The 22507-nt window shown below is 29.6% G+C and carries 21 protein-coding genes; 14 read left to right on the top strand and 7 right to left on the bottom strand.

The window, feature by feature from the left end:
* Positions 1–209: 209 nt before the first annotated feature.
* From ABGT36_RS11985 to ABGT36_RS11975, 3 genes are all read right to left on the bottom strand, one after another.
* Positions 210–977, bottom strand: a complete 768-nt coding sequence (locus ABGT36_RS11985) for an HAD family hydrolase (RefSeq protein ID WP_346678190.1) — start codon at positions 975–977, stop codon at positions 210–212.
* 75 nt (positions 978–1052) lie between these two features.
* Entirely contained in the window at positions 1053–1730 is a 678-nt protein-coding gene (locus tag ABGT36_RS11980) for a TIGR00266 family protein (RefSeq protein ID WP_087300787.1), read from the bottom strand.
* A gap of 15 nt (positions 1731–1745) precedes the next feature.
* Entirely contained in the window at positions 1746–2780 is a 1035-nt protein-coding gene (locus tag ABGT36_RS11975; RefSeq protein WP_087300789.1) for a lactonase family protein, read from the bottom strand.
* 192 nt (positions 2781–2972) lie between these two features.
* Between ABGT36_RS11975 and ABGT36_RS11970 the strand changes: the two genes are divergently transcribed.
* The 3 genes from ABGT36_RS11970 (at position 2973) to ABGT36_RS11960 (ending at position 7067) form a co-directional block, all read left to right on the top strand.
* Positions 2973–3464 (top strand): Lrp/AsnC family transcriptional regulator, encoded by a 492-nt coding sequence (locus ABGT36_RS11970; protein WP_087300791.1) that lies wholly within the window; start codon positions 2973–2975, stop codon positions 3462–3464.
* Complete coding sequence (locus ABGT36_RS11965) at positions 3464–4636, top strand: aminotransferase class I/II-fold pyridoxal phosphate-dependent enzyme (RefSeq protein ID WP_087300793.1); 1173 nt, start codon at positions 3464–3466, stop codon at positions 4634–4636. Before ABGT36_RS11970 ends, ABGT36_RS11965 begins: the two co-directional genes overlap by 1 nt.
* 100 nt (positions 4637–4736) lie before the next feature.
* Positions 4737–7067 (top strand): HAD-IC family P-type ATPase, encoded by a 2331-nt coding sequence (locus ABGT36_RS11960; RefSeq protein ID WP_087373906.1) that lies wholly within the window; start codon positions 4737–4739, stop codon positions 7065–7067.
* 31 nt (positions 7068–7098) lie between these two features.
* Here ABGT36_RS11960 and ABGT36_RS11955 read toward each other — a convergent pair whose 3' ends face one another.
* From ABGT36_RS11955 to ABGT36_RS11945, 3 genes are all read right to left on the bottom strand, one after another.
* Positions 7099–7887 carry a MurR/RpiR family transcriptional regulator gene (locus ABGT36_RS11955; RefSeq protein WP_296882587.1) on the bottom strand — a complete coding sequence of 263 codons (789 nt, stop codon included), beginning with the start codon at positions 7885–7887 and terminating at the stop codon, positions 7099–7101.
* Between the two features lie 68 nt (positions 7888–7955).
* Positions 7956–8528, bottom strand: a complete 573-nt coding sequence (locus tag ABGT36_RS11950) for an RDD family protein (protein WP_087373902.1) — start codon at positions 8526–8528, stop codon at positions 7956–7958.
* 123 nt (positions 8529–8651) lie between these two features.
* Positions 8652–9377 carry a 6-phosphogluconolactonase gene (locus tag ABGT36_RS11945; RefSeq protein ID WP_087300801.1) on the bottom strand — a complete coding sequence of 242 codons (726 nt, stop codon included), beginning with the start codon at positions 9375–9377 and terminating at the stop codon, positions 8652–8654.
* Between the two features lie 271 nt (positions 9378–9648).
* Here ABGT36_RS11945 and ABGT36_RS11940 point away from each other — a divergent pair, with 271 nt between their 5' ends.
* The 11 genes from ABGT36_RS11940 to ABGT36_RS11890 all read left to right on the top strand — a co-directional run bounded on the left by ABGT36_RS11940 (position 9649) and on the right by ABGT36_RS11890 (position 20417).
* On the top strand, positions 9649–11016 hold the full coding sequence (locus ABGT36_RS11940; RefSeq protein ID WP_346678186.1) for a PTS transporter subunit EIIC: 1368 nt from the start codon (positions 9649–9651) through the stop codon (positions 11014–11016).
* A gap of 193 nt (positions 11017–11209) precedes the next feature.
* Positions 11210–11830: a hypothetical protein gene (locus tag ABGT36_RS11935; RefSeq protein WP_346678184.1), complete on the top strand. Its 621-nt coding sequence runs from the start codon at positions 11210–11212 to the stop codon at positions 11828–11830.
* Positions 11831–11839: 9 nt separating this feature from the next.
* Positions 11840–12835 carry a WYL domain-containing protein gene (locus ABGT36_RS11930; RefSeq protein ID WP_346678182.1) on the top strand — a complete coding sequence of 332 codons (996 nt, stop codon included), beginning with the start codon at positions 11840–11842 and terminating at the stop codon, positions 12833–12835.
* Between the two features lie 125 nt (positions 12836–12960).
* Positions 12961–13809, top strand: coding sequence for a phosphate ABC transporter substrate-binding protein (locus ABGT36_RS11925; RefSeq protein ID WP_300629570.1), 849 nt, complete (start codon positions 12961–12963; stop codon positions 13807–13809).
* A gap of 9 nt (positions 13810–13818) precedes the next feature.
* Complete coding sequence (gene pstC, locus ABGT36_RS11920) at positions 13819–14751, top strand: phosphate ABC transporter permease subunit PstC (RefSeq protein ID WP_087300808.1); 933 nt, start codon at positions 13819–13821, stop codon at positions 14749–14751.
* Positions 14744–15610, top strand: coding sequence for a phosphate ABC transporter permease PstA (gene pstA / locus ABGT36_RS11915; RefSeq protein ID WP_087300810.1), 867 nt, complete (start codon positions 14744–14746; stop codon positions 15608–15610). Before pstC ends, pstA begins: the two co-directional genes overlap by 8 nt.
* 1 nt (position 15611) lies before the next feature.
* Positions 15612–16367, top strand: a complete 756-nt coding sequence (pstB, locus tag ABGT36_RS11910; protein ID WP_296881820.1) for a phosphate ABC transporter ATP-binding protein PstB — start codon at positions 15612–15614, stop codon at positions 16365–16367.
* Between the two features lie 9 nt (positions 16368–16376).
* Positions 16377–17036 carry a phosphate signaling complex protein PhoU gene (gene phoU / locus ABGT36_RS11905; protein WP_087300814.1) on the top strand — a complete coding sequence of 220 codons (660 nt, stop codon included), beginning with the start codon at positions 16377–16379 and terminating at the stop codon, positions 17034–17036.
* Between the two features lie 10 nt (positions 17037–17046).
* Complete coding sequence (locus tag ABGT36_RS11900) at positions 17047–17730, top strand: response regulator transcription factor (RefSeq protein ID WP_087300816.1); 684 nt, start codon at positions 17047–17049, stop codon at positions 17728–17730.
* Complete coding sequence (locus tag ABGT36_RS11895) at positions 17714–19414, top strand: ATP-binding protein (protein WP_346678178.1); 1701 nt, start codon at positions 17714–17716, stop codon at positions 19412–19414. The genes ABGT36_RS11900 and ABGT36_RS11895 overlap by 17 nt, the downstream gene beginning before the upstream one ends.
* Before the next feature lie 103 nt (positions 19415–19517).
* A complete protein-coding gene (locus ABGT36_RS11890; RefSeq protein WP_346678176.1) occupies positions 19518–20417 on the top strand; it encodes a DegV family protein in 900 nt (299 codons plus the stop codon).
* A gap of 15 nt (positions 20418–20432) precedes the next feature.
* On the opposite strand, the gene ABGT36_RS11885 is transcribed toward ABGT36_RS11890, so the two are convergent.
* On the bottom strand, positions 20433–22505 hold the full coding sequence (locus tag ABGT36_RS11885; protein WP_346678174.1) for a HAMP domain-containing sensor histidine kinase: 2073 nt from the start codon (positions 22503–22505) through the stop codon (positions 20433–20435).
* Between the last annotated feature and the right edge of the window lie 2 nt (positions 22506–22507).

Below are 22507 nucleotides of genomic sequence, written 5' to 3'. Positions count from 1 at the left end.
TTCCATTAGGTATTATGATTATTGTGGATTATTTATAATAAAGTAGATAAATAAGTAATCAATCAAATAGCGAATAGTAAGTTAGAAGATTTACAAATATTAGAAGCTTGATAATATGCAATGGAGATAGTATTTATCGCTTAATAACAAGTTGCAAGGGTAATAAAAAGAGAGGAACAATGATACTAACTTAGCATCATCGTTCCTTTTTAAATAAATTGATATTGTTTACAAGCATTGTATAAACCATCATCATCAATACTATCTGTTACATATGTAGCAATACTTTTTAAATATTCATCACCTTGTCCCATACAGATAGAGATTTTTGCGTGTTTAAACATTTCAACATCATTTAATGAATCACCAAAACAAACATATTCTTCAAGCTGATATTTATTTAAGAGATATTTAATACCAGTTGCTTTTGTAGCATCGGCATGAGTAATATCACAATAAGTAGATACTCCTGGTAAAACATGAATGCCACTAATTGCTTTAAAAGGGACATAATTATAACCTAATGGTCCATAAGCAATCATCGCAGCTACTTTTTCGTCATGATATGTTCCAACTGGTGGGACTTGAGAATTGAAGTATTTGATGGCAGTAAGCACATTTTCATCTGGGTCTTGTGTTAAAAAACGATTTTCGGTTTTTAAAGCTAATGGAATATTATGTTTTTTGGCTGTTTCAATGCATTGTCTTACAACTTTTGGATCAATAATTAATTCTTGAATTAAGTTATAGTCTTGATCAAGAATACTTTGACCATTATTGCAAACATAGCCATCCCATTTAATTAGATCAGGGATACCAGTTCTTTTTAATGAATTTACAGAACGACCTGTAGCAACACCGATTTTATAACCATATTCATGTAATTTGTTTAATGCTTCTATTGTTGAAGGACAAACTTTATGATGATGATTATCACGTAATGTTCCATCAACGTCAAAAAATATCATTGGTTTCATAAATATACCTCATTTCGATAGTATTTTAACAAAATTAAAGGAATATGCAAAGCATATTCCAATTAATCATGATTATTAATTTCCACCAGTTGGAATAAATGGTGAAATAACTGAAGCAACAGAGCTAATTGGCATTGATTGTAACACAAGTTTACCAGGACCGGTTACAATAGTATTGAAAAATCCTTCACCACCCAATAGCTTGTTTTTAACACCTTTAACACTTTGAATTTCCATTTTACATGTTGCATCCATCATTGCTAAATATCCAGTATCAACAATCATTTGTTGACCAGGTAATAAATCATATTCAATTGCAGTACCGTCAATTTCTAAAAATACTAGACCATGACCACTGATTTTATTCATGATAAAGCCTTCACCACCAAAAAAGCCGGTACCAATTTTTTTATTGAAAAAAACTGACATTTCAATATTCTGAGTAGAAGCTAAAAATGTTGATTTTTGGATTATTATTTCATGATCAGGATCAATATTAATTGCTTTGATTGAACCTGGAAATGATGATGCAAAAGCAATCATCCCGTCATCAATAGCAGTATAGCGATTTTGAAACATTGTCTCACCACTAAACATCCGACCAAAAGCTTTTCCAAAACCACCACTAGTTGTTTCCATTTTCATAACAGGATCCATCCAGCTCATGGCCCCACTATCAGTAATCATCGTTTCACCTTTTTGTAAATGACAAATAACTACAGGTAGATTATCACCTTTAATTTCATATCTCATTATTATATTCTCCTTTTATTTATTTACAGCAATACAAACAGGGGCAGGAATTTTTAAAGTATAAACTGTTCTAACTAATTGTTCTTCCTCTTCATCGAATGTAAATAATTCTATTTCGTCATCATCTTGAGCGCCAACAATTAAATATTTATTATCAATTATATTGAAATCACGAGGACTTCTACCAGTATGAACCATATATAATAGACTGACTTTACCGGTTTCTTTATTTACCCGATATAAAACAATACTATCATGACCACGATTTGATACAAAAAGATGATTCCCAGTATCGCTTAGACGAATTGCACTAGCACTTGAAAAGTCATGGAAATGACGAGGAGTAGTATGGATTACCTGGATTAAATTTAAATATTCATCACTATATTTAAAAACCATCAAATTATTAGCAATTTCGTTTACTAAATAAGCATAGCGACCATCTTTTGAAAAAATCATATGTCTTGGTCCGGAACCAGGAACAACGTTTAGATTATGGTTACTAGCCTCTTCAAGCTTACCATCTTCATAGGTATACATAATAACTTTATCAGCACCTAAATCAACTGCGTAAACATATTTTTTATCAGGGGTAATTCCAACACAGTGGCAATGAGGGCCTGTTTGTCGTTTTAGTAAATCAGGACCTAAACCGGTGTGATGAACAGCGTTTATTTTTTGTTTAATATAGTTGTTTTCTAATAAATAAGATGCAGTTGAACCAACATGATAATTTGCAGCAAATAAATAGCGTAAATTATCACTGACACATAAGTGAGTATATGAACGTCCATTTGAATTATAATTATTATTAGGGATTAATTCATCTTTGTAGATGGAAAAACTGCCAATTCCTCCACCATCATTAAATTTGCCGGCGTTTTTATAACTGAGAAATAAAGTGTTATTTTTAGTGATCATATAAGATGGGTAATCTTGAGTAACTATATGTTGCACTAATGAAAATTTTTGTGTTTTTTCGTCAAGATTGACTATATAAATTCCTTTATCATCATTTTTGCCGTAGCTAGATACATAGAATGTTAGCATTGTAAAACCTCCTTGTTATTATTTTATCATAATCTATCTAGTAAAGGGATGATATTATGTTTTTTTAATAAATATTTAGTAATATTATTATAAAAAAATGTAATAAAAAATAATTATATTAATAAATATTAGTATCTTTACCAATGTTATAAAATGTTATATAATAATTAAAATAAATTGGAGGAAGAAATTATGGATGAGAACTTATTATTGACATTACTTCATGATAATGCGCGAATGGAAGTAACTGATTTAGCAATGGCTCTAAATGAAACTGAAGATAATGTCGAAAAGACAATCAGCCAGTTAGAGAAAAATAAAGTTATCTGTGGATATCATACGATTATTAATTGGGATCGTACTAATGTAGATAATGTAATGGCAATGATTCAAATCAACGCAACACCAGAAAGAGAATATGGTTATGATCGTATCGCTAAAAAAATCTATTCTTTTCCTGAAGTAGATACAATGTACTTACTTAGTGGAAGCTTTGAATTTGTTGCAATTGTAAAGGGGCATACAATGCAAGAAGTTGCTCATTTTGTTGGGTCTAAATTAGCACCATTAGAGGGGGTTATTGGTACAGCGACGATGTTTGTTTTAAAACAATATAAAAATAATGGAATTAGTTTTGATGATAACGATAAAGATAGTGCAGAAAGGCTATTGGTAACACCATAATGGATTTTAATAAAGTATTAAATAATACTGTTAGAGAAATTCCCCCTAGTGGTATTCGTAAGTTTTTTGATTTAGCTAGTGAAATGGAAGGCGTTATTTCTTTAGGAGTTGGTGAACCTGATTTTGATACTCCTTGGAAAATTAGAGAAGCTGCAATTTATTCTATTGAACAAGGTAAAACATTTTATACGGCTAATAAAGGACTTGCAGAGTTAAGAAAAGAAATTTGTCGTTATCAAAAAAGAAGATTTAATTTAGATTATGATTATGAAAAAGAATGTGTTGTAACGGTAGGTGGTTCAGAAGCTATTGATTTAGCATTTAGAAGTTTAATTAATCCTGGTGATGAAGTTATTTTGTTACAGCCAAGCTATGTTGCTTATACACCTGGGGTTGAATTAGCTGGTGGAAAGGTTGTTAATATTGAATTGAAAGAAGATAATCAGTTTAAATTAACACCTGAATTATTAGAAGCTGCTATTACACCAAAAACTAAAGCAATTTTATTGAACTATCCAAGTAATCCTACTGGTGGATTTATGACAAGAGAGGATTATGAAAAAATAGTTCCGATTATCAAAGAACACGAAATTATTGTTATTACTGATGAGATATATGCAGAGTTATCATATGAGCAAAAATTTTGTTCAATTGCTGCTTTTCCAGAAATAAAAGATCAGGTTATTTTAGTAAGTGGTTATTCTAAAGCTTATGCAATGACTGGATGGCGACTTGGTTATGTTCTAGCTAATGAAGTTTTAACGAATGCAATGAATAAAATTCATCAATATGTAATTATGTCAGCGCCAACTGGTGCTCAATATGGAGCAATTGAAGCAATGCGTCATTGTGATAATGAAATCGAAAAAATGCGACAAGCTTATATGTTAAGAAGGAATTATATCGTTAAGGCTTTTAATGATATGGGATTGCATACTTTTACTCCACAAGGGGCTTTCTATGTTTTTCCATGTATTAAGTCAACTGGGATGACTTCAGAACAGTTTTGTGAAGAGTTATTAAAAGATCAATTAGTTGCATGTGTTCCTGGAAATGCTTTTGGTCAAGCTGGCGAGGGATATATTCGAGTATCATATGCTTATTCAATTGAACAAATAAAAGAAGCTACTTCAAGAATTAAAAAATTCTTGGATAAATTAAATAGCAAGTAAAAGGTCAATCGTTTGATTGACTTTTTTGTTAAATGTTTGTTAAGAATGTATGACTAGTTGTTAAAATATAATATAATAGGAAAATCTGGAGGTGACTTAATTGGAAAATGATAATTCCTTATTTTATAAAACAGGGTTAAATGATAAAGAAGTTAATGAAAGAATAGTTGAAGGGAAAGTAAATGGGGTTAGTAAACCTGCAAGTAAAAGTTATGGACAAATAGTTAAGGATAATGTTTGTACTTTATTTAACTTATTAAACTTTTTAATCTTTATTGCTTTGGTTTTGGTCCAGGCATGGTCAAATTTAGTTTTTATTTTAATTATTATTGCTAATATCTTAATTGGTATTTATCAGGAAGTTAAAGCAAAAAAACTAGTTGATCAATTATCAATTTTAACTAAACCAACAATTACTGTAGTTCGTAATGGGAAACCTACAGTTGTAGATATAAATGAAGTAGTTTTAGATGATGTTTTAGTATTAGAAAGTGGTAATCAAGTTTGTAATGATGCTACAGTTATTCATGGGATGATTGAAGCTAATGAATCATTATTAACTGGAGAATCAGATCCGATAAATAAAAGTGTTGGTGCTAATTTATTATCTGGTAGTAGTGTTGTATCTGGAAAATGTTATGCCAAGGTAAAAAATGTTGGTGATGATAACTATGCAACTACATTAGTTAAAGAAGCTCAACAAGTAAAAAAACAGAATTCTGAATTGATGGAATCAATGAAAAAAGTTACTAAAGTAACTACTTTTATGATTATTCCTTTAGGAATTATTTTATTTATTGAAGCATTGTGGTTACGTCAAGATGTTTTATTTGAAGCTGTTGTTTCTTCAGCAGCTGGATTATTAGGAATGCTTCCTAAAGGGTTAGTATTACTTACAAGTGTTTCTTTAGCTAATGGAGTAGCTAGATTAGCACAGAAAAAAGTATTGGTTCAAAATTTATATTCATTAGAAACACTATCACATGTTGATGTTCTTTGTTTGGATAAAACCGGAACAATAACTAACGGTAAAATGAAAGTAGAAAAAACATTTACCTTAGAAACTAATGATAGTTTTGATTTAAAAGAAGTCATGGGTTCTTATCTGAAAGCAAGTGATGATAATAATGCTACATTCCAGGCGATTGATGAGTACTTCGGTGAAAATGATACATATCAGCATACAAAAAAAATACCGTTTTCTTCACTTCGTAAATGGAGTGCTATTGAATTTAAAGACTTAGGAACAATTGTTGTAGGAGCAGCTGAAAAAATTATTCCAGGACCTTTACCTGAAGAAATTAGCGAATTGATGCTTGAAGGAATGCGGGCTATTGCTATTGGATATACTAAAGAAACAGTTAGTGATAATCAGGAATTGCCAAAATTACAACCATTAATGGCTGTTATTTTATCAGATACAATTCGTGATAGAACAAAAGAAACTTTAGCTTATTTCCATAAAGAAGGAATTGAGGCTAAAATAATTTCAGGCGACAACGTTAATACCGTTATGGCGATTGCTAAAAAGGCCGGTGTAATTAACTATGATCGTTGTATTGATATGAGCAAAGTAAGCGATGACGATATAAAAGATATAGTTACTAAATATACTGTTTTTGGAAGGGTAACACCAAGTCAAAAGAAATTAATTGTTGAAGCTTTACAAGCAGATGGACATCATGTGGCGATGACAGGTGATGGTGTTAATGACTTATTAGCTTTAAAAGAAGCTGATTGTTCAATTGCAATTGCAGATGGTAGTGATGCTTCAAAACAGATTTCACAAGTTGTTTTATTAAACTCTGATTTTACTTGTTTACCAGATGTATTATTAGAAGGTAGAAAAGTAGTTAATAACGTTACTCGTGTAGCTGGGGTATTCTTTATTAAGACTATTTATACAGTGTTATTATCTATATTCTGTGTATTAACAAATACACCATTTCCATTTATCCCATTGCAGATAACATTGATTGATTTATTAATTGAAGCAATGCCTTCATTCTTAACAATTTTTGAATCGGATACTCGAAAGATTACAGGACACTTTTTACCAAAAGTATTTTCTAAAGCAACAGGGAATGCAGTGTCTGTGGTAATTCTATTTATTTTCATTATGTTATTTGGAAGTAATTTAGGATTAGATCATTTAGAATCGGTAACATTGATGTATTATGTTTTAGTTATTATTTCAATGATTGCTGTAATTCGTTCATGTTATCCGTTTACTAAATTAAGAATTTTAATTTGTTTAATGATGGTATTTGGTTTCATCTTTGCAATTTTATTCTTTAGTGATATCTTACATTTAGCAAGTGTATCATTGAATATTGTTTTAATGGGATTAGTTTTATCAGCTATAGGTGTAGTAATTGAACGAGGTATTTATCGATTAATTACTAATTATATGAAACAACATAATTTATAGTAAAAAAGATATCTATTTAAAGATATCTTTTTTACTGTGATTTTATATATTCTAGATATTTTAGGGCAATCATTGATTCAATTGTCATTAAACTATAAGGATGACTAGCATAGTCATTTCTAGAACTATAAGTAATATATTCATCAACATATGGAAATGTCGCATTAAGGTTAGATGTGATTAAAACAATTTTTGGCTTATTTTTCTGGTTAGTAAATGGAGTTGTCCGTGGATAAACTCGATTAAAATATGAACCAGATTCAGAAAAAATGATAATTAATGTATTTTCATCGGCATTGTTAATAAATTCTTTTTGGTTTGTGAATTTTATATGTGTAAAGATTAATTTTCCATTTGTTTGTAAGTCGTATTGTAAGTTTAAAGCGATACTTTCAGAATGCATATAACCAAAAGCCCCAACTTCTTTATATTGATAGATGTCTTTAACTAGTGCAGTGATTTGAGAGTCTAGTTTATCGGTATATAGATTTTTTAAATTATCAATGATCGAAAAAACATATGATTGTAAAATGTTTTCGTTTTTAGATGGGGTAAAATTAAATTTATTATGGGCATATCGGTATTCCAAAGGTATTTTAATAATTTGTGACTTTAATGTATTATAATTATCTAAGCCGATTTCTTTACAAAAACGTGAAATACTAGAATTAGAAACAAAACAGTTATTAGCTAAATCACTAATCGATAGATCCTCAAGAGTATGTAAATTTTCTAAAAGATATTTAGCAATTTTATAGTTGTTTGAATCTTTTGGTTCGCTATTGATTGTAGATAATAAAATAATAACTAAATTAAACATGATCATCACCCACTTTATATAATATTTTTTGTATTATATCATGGGATTTCTTTACTTGACAATAAATATTAATCTTTTATAACTATTGTTTTAGCAATCTTATCGTGAAATGATTGTGATTGTTTATTAAAATAAGCGTAAATAATTGAGATTATAGTGATTATATAAGTAAGATATTGCCAATAAGTTGCTATTTGTGAATATCCAACTAAACCAACTAGTTTATGGATACTTGTTGCAGTGATAATGATACCTCCTTCAATCCAGGTACTTGCAATCATATCACGAATGAATAATGTTTTAGCATTTACTGGCTGATAGTCTTCAGTAACTATTTTTATTTTACATATTTTTTTACCCAGTGTTTGGCCTTTAAACAAATAACTAGGAATGACCCAGTAATAAATTATACCAACGATAAAAGCAAAAATTATTAAACCTAAACCTGTCATGAATGGATAATTAGTATATTCAAACATATGTGGTTTTAAATAATCACCATCACGAAGATAAAAAGTTATTGGAATAACTGAAATCATTTGGGTAAGATACCAGTCAATGATCATCGCTAGAAAACGACGCATTCTTGTTTCGACAATTACATTTTTTGATTGTTGACGGTTGATTTTTTTCTTTGCCATAATTTCCTCCTGATTTTAACTTAGTTAAATTATATCAAGGGCACTTTTTTTCTTTCAATTAATTTCCAAATCTTGGAAAAGACAAAAGCCCTGATTTTGCATCAGGGCTAGAAACAACAAAGATTATAAGCGATATTCTTTGTAATCTTCTAAATTTAATAATGAAGCGGCATCTTTATCACAAATAACTGTGAAATTTGGATGTAGTTTTAAGATAGTAGATGGTAATTCATCACTAATAGGAGATTCAATCATTTTTTTCAAAATCTCAGCTTTATGTTTACCATTTACGATCATTACTAAATGTTTAACACGCATTAAACTCTTAGGCCCCATTGATAAAGTAAATGGTAGATCAGGTTTTGGTGGATAAGTAGGGTTTGCTTTGTTTTTTGTAGCACGATCCATTATATATGTATAGCTATCCATTGGTGTACAGCGTGGGCAGTTACTACAAAAATGACCATCCCAACCTAAACCGATTAACATAACATCTAATTCTCCAGCTTGACGAATTTCCCAGTCATATTTTTCCCAATTTTCCATTGTAGTTGTATGAATTCTTTCATCTGGAATATTAGCATCATTGAAAAATAATTCATGCATTTCATCCCAGTTTGGTCCATATGGTTTATCTTTATATGGAGCTTCATCAAATAGATAGTATTGAACGTTTTTAAATTGTTCTTTATCTTTAATAATAGGAGCCATCATTTTATATAATGTTTTTGGTGATTCACCAGCAGTTAATGAAATGTTGACACGTTTATCTTGCATCATAGCTCCAAGTAGTATGTGCATTGCACTTTCGCTCATTTCTTTTTCAGTTTCTTCAATAATTAGTTTCATAGTACTCCTCCGTCATTGATTATTTATCATTGAGGAGATAAACACTTACACATTTGTAATTATAGTAAGAAAAATGTGAAAGTCAACTCAAAATAAAAGTATTTATAAATTAATTTTTTGCTGTAAATTAGGCTAATTTTATATTTTACTACATTTTATTTTTAAATAACAAGTTATTTCTAAAATATGGAAATATATTCAAAGATTTGGAAATTTGATGAATTTTGTCAATAAAATTACTATACTTGTAGGTAAGAAAGGGGAGATATATATGAATTTCATGGATAAGTTCAACGAACTTGCCAATCGTACTTTGGTCCCTATTGCAACTAAACTGGGGAACCAAAGACATTTAGCAGCGATTCGTGATGGTATGGTTGTAGCGATCCCATTATCTATTTTAGGTGGGCTTTGCTTAATTATTTCAACACCACCATTTACACCTGATACATTACCTGATTGGGGATTTTTCAGTGACATGTTAATGGGGTGGTATAATTGGGCTCAGACCTATAAAGCTGCACTTCAAGTTCCATATAACATGACAATGGCGTTAATGGGACTATTTGTTACTTTTTCAATATCTTATCATTTGGCTAAAAGATATGAAATGCCTGGCTTAGATGCGGCTTGTGTTACTACTGCTGTCTTTTTAATTATGTCAGCACCTTCAATTTCTGCAGTACCAAGCAGTGTTATTAGTGAAGGGGCAAAAGCTTCAGATTTATTAGCTCAAGCAGGATCTTATATTCCAACAACATATTTAGATGCCAAGGGAATATTTACAGGTATTTTATGTTCTATAGGCTGTGTTGAGATAATGCGTTTATTATTGAAGAAAAATATTCGCTTTAAATTACCAGAAGGAGTACCACCAGCAATTACTTCATCATTTGATGCAATTATTCCATTATTTGCTTGTGTAATTGTTTTCTATGGTGCTTCATTAATAATTCAAAACTTAAGTGGTGAATTATTACCAAGTATGTTAATGACAATCTTAGCGCCAGCAGTTTCTGGACTAGACTCATTAGTAGGAATTTGTTTAATTACAATAATTGCTCAAGTATTCTGGTTCTTTGGATTACATGGGGCAAGTATTACGCAACCAATTAGATTACCATTTATGCAAATGTATCTAGTTGCTAATATTACAGCATTTAGTGAAGGAAATACTATTGTTCATTTCTTTACGCAACCATTCTGGTCATATGTAATTACTTTAGGTGGTGGGGGAGCAACCTTAGGATTATGTATTTTATTAACTCGTTCTAAATCTAAAGAATTAAAGACATTAGGACGTTTATCAATTGGACCAGCTATCTTTAATATTAACGAACCAATCATCTTTGGGTTACCAATGGTGTTAAATCCATTGATGATGATACCATTTATATTTGTACCAGTCGTCAATTCAATTATTGCTTACGCATTGATGGCATTGAATGTTGTAGGTAAGGGGGTAATTGAAACACCTTGGACGACACCGGCACCTCTAGGAGCAGCTTTAAGTTGTATGGATGTTAAAGCTGGAATTATGGTAATCGGATTAATATTATTAGATATGTTATTATATTACCCATTCTTTAAATTAACAGAAAAACAAAAGCTTCAAGAAGAAGCAGGAGAAACTAATTAAATCAATTGAGTTGATCAACACTTACACACATTTGACAACTGAATAGATTAAGCGAGATTTTATCTCGCTTTTTTTGCATTTAGGGAATACTTTTTATTTAAAACCGTATTTTAGGTTTTAAAATAATAGGTGATATTGGTATAAAATTATAAAAAAATACTATAATAATGATAGATAAAGGAGTGATGAAAAGATGCAGAGTTATTGGCAAGTAGTTGATCGGGATATTATAGATGTAAAAAGATATTTATTAACAGTGTGTGAAGACATTGATGAAGTACATGACCTGGTTAATCAAAGTATGGATATTTATATTTTAAAAAAGAAGATTGCTAAAAATAAAGAATTAGAGATTTTAGTTTTTACAAGAATTAAGCGTTTGATCGATCGGGCGGTTAGTTTACAGGAAATGGAATATGATCTAGTAATGATGAATCTTTTAATCGAACAACATTTTTATCCTTTACTAATTTATAAATATAAATTAGTAAATCATATTTTGCAGTTAGGCGGTTTTTCAGTTGAAACATATTGTTTGTTAAGACATTTAATTAAATTTTCTCCCAAAGTTATTGAACCATTTGTTTTATCGGTATGTAAACGCCTTAATATTAATAAAGAAAAATATTATTATTTAACATGTTATATTTTACTACTAGAAAAAGAATATAAAAAGGTATACCATTATTTTAAATATATTAGTATTGATGAAAGAATAGAACGGTATTTGCCATCTTTATATAATTATAGTCCACGCTTATATCGTAAATATGCTAAGATGATGTATGTACCTTTAGAATTAATAAATGAGTAGGAGAATAATATGGGAGAAAAATTGTATTATGTTTATAAGGTGATAAAAGAAAGTCAAGAACCTATTAGTGGTAAGGATATCGTAACGGCATTAAAAGAATATGGTATTAAAGTAGATATTAAAACTGTTTATAGTTTAATTGAGAGAATTAATGATTTTTATCAATGTTTGACTGGTAAGCAATTAATAAAAACTATTAGGCGTAAGGGATTTATTGTTGCTGGTGATTATTTTGAAGATGGTGAATTACAGTTTTTAGTTGATAATGTTATATCTAATAGTAATTTAGATCAAAAAGCAGCTAATAAACTTGTTAATAAATTATTATTATTAAGTTCAAATAACCAGAAAGATCGTTTATATATTGAAAAAGGTCAGCATCAGGATTTAACATTTGATTTGTTAGTAAATCTTACAACAATTATTAAAGCTATTAATAATCAAAGAAATATTGCTTTTAAATATGTTAGTTATGATATTAGGGATAATCATTTAATAGAAGTTTATCATACTAATGGGAATTTAAATGAAGAAACTTATGTTGTATCGCCATATCAAATCATAGTACGTAATTCAATTTATTATTTAGTTGGGTATTTTAATAAACGAAAAGATAGTTTATCGGTTTATCGAATTGACCGAATGCGATTAGTTATGAATTATCGTGGGCGTTATGAAGATGTCCATGAAAGTTATGATATTATTAAAGAATTTGAAAATAATGTTAATATGTATTTTAGTAATGAACATATTGATTTAACAATAATTTTTGATCGGCAAGTAATTAGGGAGGTCGTTAGCCAGTTTGGAAAAGATATTGAAGTAAAAAAAGTGGATAAACAGCGACTGGCAGCTAAAATTTATAATGTAGCAATGTCAGATGGTTTAATCGGCTGGTTAATGATGCTTCAAGATAAAGTAGAAGTAGCTAGTCCTGAAAGTTTACGAACAAATGTTAAAAACAGGTTAAGAACAATGTTAGAGATGTATTTAAGAGAGAATTAGTGGCAATTCTCTCTTTTCTTTACATAAACTTAACATAATTAATACAGATTTTTGATATAACGCAAGTGTTAATTTGATTATTATATATGTGTCTTAAGAAAGATAAAGGAAGGGATTTAAGAATTATGAAAAGTATGAAAAAAGTATTTGGAGCATTATTAACATTAGTATTATGCTTAGGATTAGTTGGATGCGGTGGTGGATCAGGTGATTCATCAAACGGAGGCGACATTAGTGGTAAAATCACATTAAACGGTTCTACTTCAATGGAAGAATTCGTTAACGCATTATCAGAAGGAATTAAAGAACAATATCCTAATTTAACATTAGAACCACAATTCACTGGTTCAAGTGCTGGTATTGAAGCTGCTATTGATGGAACTTCTGATATTGGTAATTCATCTAGATCATTAACTGATGATGAAAAAAATCAAGGTTTAGTTGAAAATATCGTTGCAATTGATGGTATCGCTATTGTTACTCATGCAGACAATGAAATTAGTAACTTAACTACTGATCAATTAAAACAAATCTATACTGGTCAAATTACTAACTGGTCACAAGTTGGTGGACCTGATCAACAAATCGTAGTTATTGGACGTGAAGCTGGTTCAGGTACTCGTGGAGCTTTTGAAGAAATCTTAGGTATTGAAGATCAATGTAATTACGCTCAAGAGTTAAATGAAACTGGAGCAGTAATGGGACGTGTAGCTGAAACTGAAGGTGCTATTGGTTACGTATCATTCGAAGCAATCCAAGACGATGATACTGTTAAAGCTTTAACTTTAGATGACGTTGAAATCTCTACTGATACAATTAAAGATGGTTCATATACATTACAAAGACCATTCGTAATGGCAACTAAAGGTGAAGTAAGTGAACAAAGCGAACAAGTACAAGCTTTATTTGAATTCATTAATAGTGAAGCAGGACAAAAAATCGTTGAATCTTGTGGATTAGTTAGTCCAAATTAGGAGTAAGTTATGAAAAAAGACATGTTATCTATTATAAGTAATAGAAAAACAAAGTCTATGGTAGAAAAGGCAGCCGCGATAATTTTTCGTGGCTGTGCTATTGTATCTATCGTTGCTGTAGTTTCTATTACTGGTTATATGATTATTTCTGGTACTCCAGCTTTATTTGAAGTTGGTATTGCTGATATTCTTTTTAGCAGTGTGTGGGCACCAACAGCAGCTGACCCGCAATATGGTATTTTGATGATTATTTTGACATCAATTGTAGGTGTTTTTTTAGCAATTTTAATTGGGGTACCAATTGGTGTATTTACAGCAATAAATTTAGCTGAAATTGCTAACCCAAAAGTAAGAAAAATAGTTAAAGCTGCAATTGAATTACTAGCAGGGATACCATCTGTTGTATATGGGCTATTAGGTATTTTAATTGTATGTCCTTTTATGTATAAAATTGAAATGTGGATTTTTGAAGGATCTACTACTCATCAATTTACTGGTGGGGCTAACTTAATTTCGGCAATTATTGTATTGGCAATTATGATTTTGCCAACATTAATTAATATTACAGAAACAGCATTAAATACTGTTCCTGATGATTATCGTAAAAGTTCTTTGGCTTTGGGAGCAAGCCAAATCCAAACAATTTTTAAAGTTGTTTTACCTAGTGCGAAATCTGGGATTGTTTCAGCAATTGTCCTTGGGGTAGGAAGAGCTATTGGTGAAGCGATGGCAATCTTATTAGTTGCTGGTAACTCAGTTAATGCGCCATTACCATTTAATTCAGTACGTTTTTTAACAACTGGAATTGTATCAGAAATGGGGTATGCAGCTGGAACTCATCGACAAGTATTGTTTACAATCGGTTTAGTTCTATTTGTTTTCATTATGGCAATTAACTTAATCTTAACATTTATTATCAAGAAAGGAGACGAAAATGAATAGTGTAAGTATTTTCGACAAAAAAAGTCGAGTTAGTGATAAAGTCTTATATTTCTTGATTCAATTTGCAAGTGCCCTTTCAGTATTAGTATTAGTTGTTTGTATTGGCTATATCTTATATCGTGGTATACCAACTTTTGATTTTTCGTATTTAGTTAATACAACAAGTATATTAAATGATACTGTAGGAATTTTACCAAATATTATTAATACTTTATATATAGTTGTTGTAACTTTATTAGTTGCTTGTCCAATTGGAATTGGGGGCGCTATCTTCTTAAATGAATATGCTAAAAATAAAAAATTTGTTAGTGTTATTTCTTTTACTACTGAAGTTTTAGCCGGTATTCCATCAATTATTTATGGTTTGTTTGGGATGCTATTCTTTGGTGAATTATGCCGTTTAGGATTTTCAATTTTATCTGGTGCTTTTACATTAGCAATAATGATTTTACCGATCATTACAAGAAATACTCAAGTTGCTTTAGAGGCGGTTCCTAAAAGTTATCGTGAAGCTGCTTTAGGTATCGGAGCAACTAAATGGTATATGATTAGAACAGTTCTTTTACCTAGTGCAATGCCTGGTATTTTAACTGGAATTATTCTAGGTATGGGTAGAATCGTTGCTGAATCAGCAGCACTTCTATATACAGCTGGATCACTTAGTATTTTACCAACTAATGTGATTACACACTTATTTAGTTCTGGTGCAACATTAACAATTCAGCTATACTTAGAAATGGCTAAAGGAAGTTATGAAGTTGCTTTTGTAATTGCGTTAGTATTGATTGTAATTGTTTTAGGATTGAACTTCCTAGCAAAATGGATTTCAAATAAATTTGATGTAAATAAGGTGGATTAGAATGGAAAATAAAATCGAAGCAAGAAATCTAGATTTATACTATGGTGAAAAACATGCTTTAAAAAATGTTAATCTAGATATTAAAACAAATAAAATTACTGCTTTTATCGGTCCTTCAGGTTGTGGAAAGTCTACATTTTTAAAGACTTTAAATCGTATGAATGACTATGTTAAAGATGTAAAAATTACAGGAAATGTTACTTTAGATGGTGAAGATATCTATGATAGTCGTGTTGATACTACTGTATTAAGAAAAAAAGTTGGTATGGTATTTCAACAACCAAATCCATTTCCAATGAGTATTTATGATAACATTGCTTATGGACCAAGAATTCATGGTATTAAAAATAAAAAGACATTAGATAAAATCGTTAAAGATTCATTGGAAGCTGCAGCTTTATATGATGAAGTTAAAGATCGTTTGCATACAAGTGCTTTAGGTTTATCCGGTGGGCAACAACAACGTTTATGTATTGCTAGAGCATTAGCTGTTGAACCAGAAGTAATCTTATTAGATGAACCTACTAGTGCTTTGGACCCAATTTCAACTTTGAAAATTGAAGAATTATTATTAGAATTAAAAGATAAATATACTATTGCAATTGTAACTCACAATATGCAACAAGCTAGTCGTATTGCTGATTATACTGCTTTCTTCTTGGTTGGAGAAATGGTAGAATATGGTAAGACAAAAGATGTCTTTGGTATGCCAAAAGATAAGCGAACTGAAGATTATATTACCGGAAGATTTGGATAGGAGATTAACATGTTAAGAAGTAATTTTGAAAATGATTTAAATAAATTACACGTTGATTTAGATAAAATGTGTCATTTAGTTGTTTTAGCAATTGAAAATTGTATTGTTGCTTTTAAAAGCGGTGATCGTGAACTATGTCGTGATATTATTTCAGGCGACAAAGTTATTAATGATATGGAAAGAACAATTGAAGCACGTTGTCTATCACTGATTTTAAAACAACAGCCAGTTGCTAGTGATTTAAGAAATGTTTCAACAGCATTAAAAGTAGTAACTGACTTAGAAAGAATTGGCGATCAAGGTGCTGATATTGCCGAAATCTTGTTAGATACTGATGTAACATGTCCATACAAAATGGTAGAACATATACCTAATATGGCTGCTTTAGCTAAGGAGATGGTAAAAGGTTCAGTTGAAGCTTTCCATCAATCTAGCTTAGAAAAAGCTAAAGAAATCAAGAATATGGAAGAAAAAATGAATGGACTATTTAAAGAGGTTAAGGTAGAATTAACTCAAATAGTTAATGAAACAGCAGAAAATATTGATTTAGTAATTAATTTCTTAATGATTGCTAAATATTTCGAAAGAATTGGTGATCATGCTGTTAATATTTGTGAATGGGTTGAATTTAATCAAACAGGGTCAGTAGACAATTATCGTTTGATTTAGGAGGTATAAAATGGCAGAACGTATATTTGTAATTGAAGATGATGAAAATATTCGCGAAATAATTAATTTAGCACTTGTAAGCAATGGCTATGAAGTAGTGCAATTTGATAATGCTATTGATGCATTAGCAGAAATTGATAAAAATGCACCGGATTTGGCAATCTTTGATTTAATGTTGCCAAAAATGAGTGGACTTGATGCAATTGTTAAGATTAGAGAAACTAATAATGAATTACCAATTTTAATTCTTAGTGCTAAAGATCGTGAAATTGATAAAGTAAATGGTTTAGATAGTGGTTCTGATGATTATATGACCAAACCATTTGGAATTCTTGAATTACAAGCCCGAGTACGTTCGCTGCTAAGACGGCATAAAACTAGCGATGTAATCAAAACTAAACATTTAATGGTTGATAAACAGACAAGAACTGTTAAATTAGATGGTCAAAATTTAGAACTAACTAATAAAGAATATTTATTGTTAGTATATTTAATGGATAATAAGCACCGTGTTGTAGAAAGAGAAGAATTATTAAATGAAATCTGGGGATATGATTTTATCGGTGAATCACGAGCTCTAGATGTTCATATTCGTGCTTTAAGAAGTAAATTAAAGGATGATGGTCATAAATATATCAGAACGGTTCGTAGTGTTGGATATCGTTTCTACGAGGAGGATGCTGATAGTGAATAAGACAATATTTCGCTATTTTTTAACCGTTTTATTAATTACATTAATATTATCAAGTAGTGTATCAATGGTCATTTTATCCAATCAATTACTTGAAAATACTGAGCATGATATGCTTTATGCAGTAAAACTAATAGAGTATCAATTAGATGATAAACAGGATTTAAAGGAACAAGTCGTTCCTTTAAATGACCTGGCATATAATGATAATACCCGTCTAACAATTATTGATACAGATGGTGATGTTTTAGCTGATAGTGATGAGGAATCAATTGAAGAAAATCATCGCGGTCGTGAAGAAGTTAGAGAAGCTTTAAGCGATGGGGTAGGTTATGCAACTCGTTATTCACAAACAACACATCAAAATATGCTTTATGTGGCTGTATTTAATGATGATTATATTGTTCGTTTGTCGTTACCTTATGATGGGATTTTTGATTATTTACCAGTTTTAATCAAACCACTTGGAATAGGAGCTGTAATATCATTAGTAATTGCTTTAATGTTATCAAAACGTTTTGCTAATACGCTAACAGCACCACTTCAAGAAATTACAACTCAAGTAATGAAAATGAAAGATTATCGCGAATTAGAATTCGACGATTATAAATATGATGAATTTAATATTATTGCTTATAAATTGGAAGAACAGGCCAAAACAATTCATGATACTATGAAAACATTAAAAGAAGAACGAATTAAAATAAACGGCATTCTTGATCAAATGAAAGAAGGATTTATTTTATTAGATAGTAATTTTGATGTTTTGATGGTGAATCGTAAGGCACAAAAATTATATGGTAATACAATTAAATTAAATCGTTCAATAAAGGATTTTATCTTTGATTTTAAAATAATAAATGCTTTAGATCATTTATCTACTGAAAGACAAATAGTGGAAATTGAAAAAGAAAAAGAATTTTATAACTGCTATGTAGCTAAAGTAGATTATGGAGTAACATTACTGTTTGTTAATGTTACAGAACAACATAACTCTATGAAAATGAGACAGGAATTTTTCTCTAATGTTTCTCATGAATTAAAAACACCTATTACTTCTATACGTGGTTATAGTGAATTGCTGGAAGCTGGAGTTATCAATGATGAGGGCGCTAAAAAGAAAGCATTAGATAAAATCCATGATGAAGTCGATAATATGTCTAATTTGATTAATGACATTTTAATGATTTCTCGATTAGAAAATAAAGATATTGATGTTATTAAACATCCAGTTCATTTAATGCCGTTAGTTGATGAAATTGTTGATACAATGCAAGTTGAAATCGACAAGCGTCATTTAACAGTGACTAAAAATGTAGAAGATATAACTTATATTTCTAATCATCAGCATATGTATCAGTTATTAAGTAATTTAATAACTAATGCAATTAAATATAATGTTGAAAATGGAAGTATAACAATCGAAGCTCATCAATCTGAAACAAATATTATTATTGTAGTGAGTGATACTGGTAGAGGTATTTCTAAAATAGATCAAGGTCGAGTATTTGAAAGATTCTTTAGATGCGATCAAGGGCGCGATAAAGAAACCGGTGGTACTGGACTAGGGTTAGCTATTGTTAAACATATCGTACAATACTATCATGGTAATATTCATCTATCTAGTAAGCTTAATGAGGGGACTACATTTAAAATTGTTTTACCAATGGTTGATAAAATTCTATAATATTTAAAAAGCAATGTTCATTCATTGCTTTTTATTATAAAAATTCATCATTTCTTAATAAGTTAGTAGTATAATTATACTAATATAGAGATGAGGGATGAAAATGTATAGAATTGTAACAGATGGATCTTGTGATTTAGGTACCGATTTAACAAAGAAACTGGATGTAGATGTCGTACCATTTTATATTTCTTTAGATGGAGTTAATTATCAAAAAGAAATAGCAGAATTAGGAATTAGAGAGTTTTATCAATTTATGGTTGATAATCCTAAAGTATTTCCTAAAACTTCAATGCCATCAATTCAAGATTATTTAGATGCATTTAAACCATTAGCTGCTAAAAAGATTGATATTATTTGTATTTGTATTACAACAAAATTTTCTGGCTCATATAATTCAGCTATTAATGCTAAAGAAATTTTATTAGAAGACTATCCAGATGTAAAAATTGAAGTTATTGATGCAACTGTTAATACTGTTTTACAAGGAATGCTAGTTGAAGAAGCAGTTGCTAAGAAAAACAGTGGAGCGTCTTTTGAAGAAACAGTTGCTTTTATTAATGATATAAAAAGTACGGGACGAATCTTTTTTACAATTGGCAGTATGGATTATTTGATTCATGGTGGTCGTGTTGGTAAATTATCGGGTATTGCCGCTGGAGCATTAGGAATAAAACCATTGATTTTATTAAAAGAAGGTGAAATTTTTAATAATGGTATTACTCGTGGCCGCAAAAAATCTAAAGCTAAAGTAATGGAACAAATAATTAATTATTTACAGGAAATGAATCTTAATCTAAATGAATATCGATTTGCAGTAGGATTTGGCTACGATAAAGATGAAGGACAGGAATTTAAAGAACAGTTTATAGAAAAATTAAAAACTTATGATCCTAATTATGAGTGTGATATTCCACTACGTCAGATTGGTGCAACGATTGGTGTTCATACAGGACCATATCCAATTGGTGTTGGTCTATTAAAAAAATTTAAAAATAAATAAGGGGAGAAAATCCCCTTATTTTAGGTTGAAAATTACAGTTGTTTTAAACAAATCACCATCAACGTTGATATTAAAAGTACCGTGTTGAAGTTCGGTGAAGCTTTTAGCAATCGATAAACCTAATCCACTGCCACTAGTATTTCTAGAAATATCACCTTGAACAAATCTCTCTACTAATTTAGCTTCTGAAACTTTAATTTCATCAGCAGAAATGTTTTTAAATGAGATGCTTACCTGATTATCTTCTTTTATAATATCAATGTAAACTCGAGTATTTTCAAGAGCGTACTTACTAATATTTGTTAATAAGTTTTGGAATATTCGATATGTTTTAGAACTATCAAGATTTAAAATGATTTTTTCATCAGGATAATTAGTTTTAAAAATTAAATTTTTTGCGTTAAATTGATCTTCTAATTCAAATTTTGCTTGTTGAATTAATGCAATAATATCAACAGGAACTATATTTAACTTCACATCGCCACTATTTACTTTAGCTACCTCAAATAAATCATCGATTAAATTTTTAAGTCTTAAAGCATTACGATCTAAAGTATTAATGTATTCTCTTTGCTGTTGTTTATCAAGATCTTCATTTTTTAATAAATCAATATAAGTAATAATTGATGTTAATGGTGTTTTTAAATCATGAGATACATTAGAAATTAATTCTGTTTTCATTTTCTGTGATTTAACTTCTTCATTAACAGCTTTTTCAAAACCGTTTTTTACATTAGTAAATTCATGTCCTAAAGAATTGAAAATACCAATATCCTGATGGACTTCGACATCAAAATCACCATTTGAAAGTCTTTTTACTGCAGTTAGTAAAACCTGATAATTTTTTTGGAAATCTTTAAATTTATTTTTCAATATATAAAATAGAATAGCTGAATAGATTAAAGTAAAGAAAATACCAAAAGTAAAAAAACAACAAATAATAGAAACAATAATACAGTTAACTACTACTATTTTAAGAATTGTTTTATTGATATCATCATTAAAATCAAAATTAGCAGCTTTATCAATTAAATGTTTTATAGTTTTTAAAATCCAGGCACAGATAGTATTTTTCTTTAAAGAATTAACAAATCCTTCTTTAAAATAAGATTTTAAATAGAAGATTGTAAACATAGCTAAGTATAAAAGTCCCATCCAGGCAACAACATTCATAGTGGCAATAATTGCTTCACTATAATCAGTTAACCCAATAGAATTTAGTCTTGATAAATAATAGCCATTACTAAAATCAACAATTAAACTATAAATAACAACTATTATCCCGGCAAATGCTACAGCAATTAAAATAGCTAGTGGTTCGAGTTTGATTTTAGCAGGATATTTAAATATACCAATTTCTTTTTCGGTTTCATATGGATAAATTAGAATATAAATACAAACTACGACAATGGCACATAAGGCAATTGGAATAATATTTTCGATTACTAAATTAGAAGCTTCATAAGCAATAGAATCTTCAGAATCAGTAATAATATTTTGAGGGACCGCTAAATAAATAGTAAAATTACTTGGGTTATTTAAGGTCCAGTCGCTGCCATCATAATAGAGATAATCAAAATTAGATTGTTTGTAATTATTCCAGATTAATTCAAAATTTTGTTTTACGGATTTATCATTACCTAAAGAATCATATGATAATATTCCGTTTTCATCAAAGTTAAGCATTACATACCATTGATATTTGTCTTGTAAATTTTTATCGTTTTGAATATTAGCTAAATTATCATTAGTGTTTGATGAAATATTATTATTACCAGTGGCATAATAGATAATATTCTTTTTACTATCCATTCTTTCTAAATTATAAATAATATTACTTTGATAAAATGAATTAGTCGTTGTTTCATTAGCAGTAATATATTTATTAATACCTTCTTTACCAACATTATCAAGTTCAAAGCTGATTGGATAAACAGTATCTAGTATGTCATAAAGAACATAGTTTTGGTTAAAATCAACAGTTTCATTCCCATCTTTAGTTATTTGATAGCAAGAATAAACACCGATACTACTAATAAGTAAAATGATAATCGTTAAAATACTGAATAATATTTTCTTTTTATTCACTT

The sequence above is a fragment of the Erysipelatoclostridium sp. An173 genome (assembly GCF_963931465.1).
Lineage (GTDB): Bacteria > Bacillota_I > Bacilli_A > Erysipelotrichales > Coprobacillaceae > Thomasclavelia > Thomasclavelia merdavium.
Note: the sequence above shows the minus strand (reverse complement) of the source record. Positions and strands in the feature narration are given on the sequence as shown.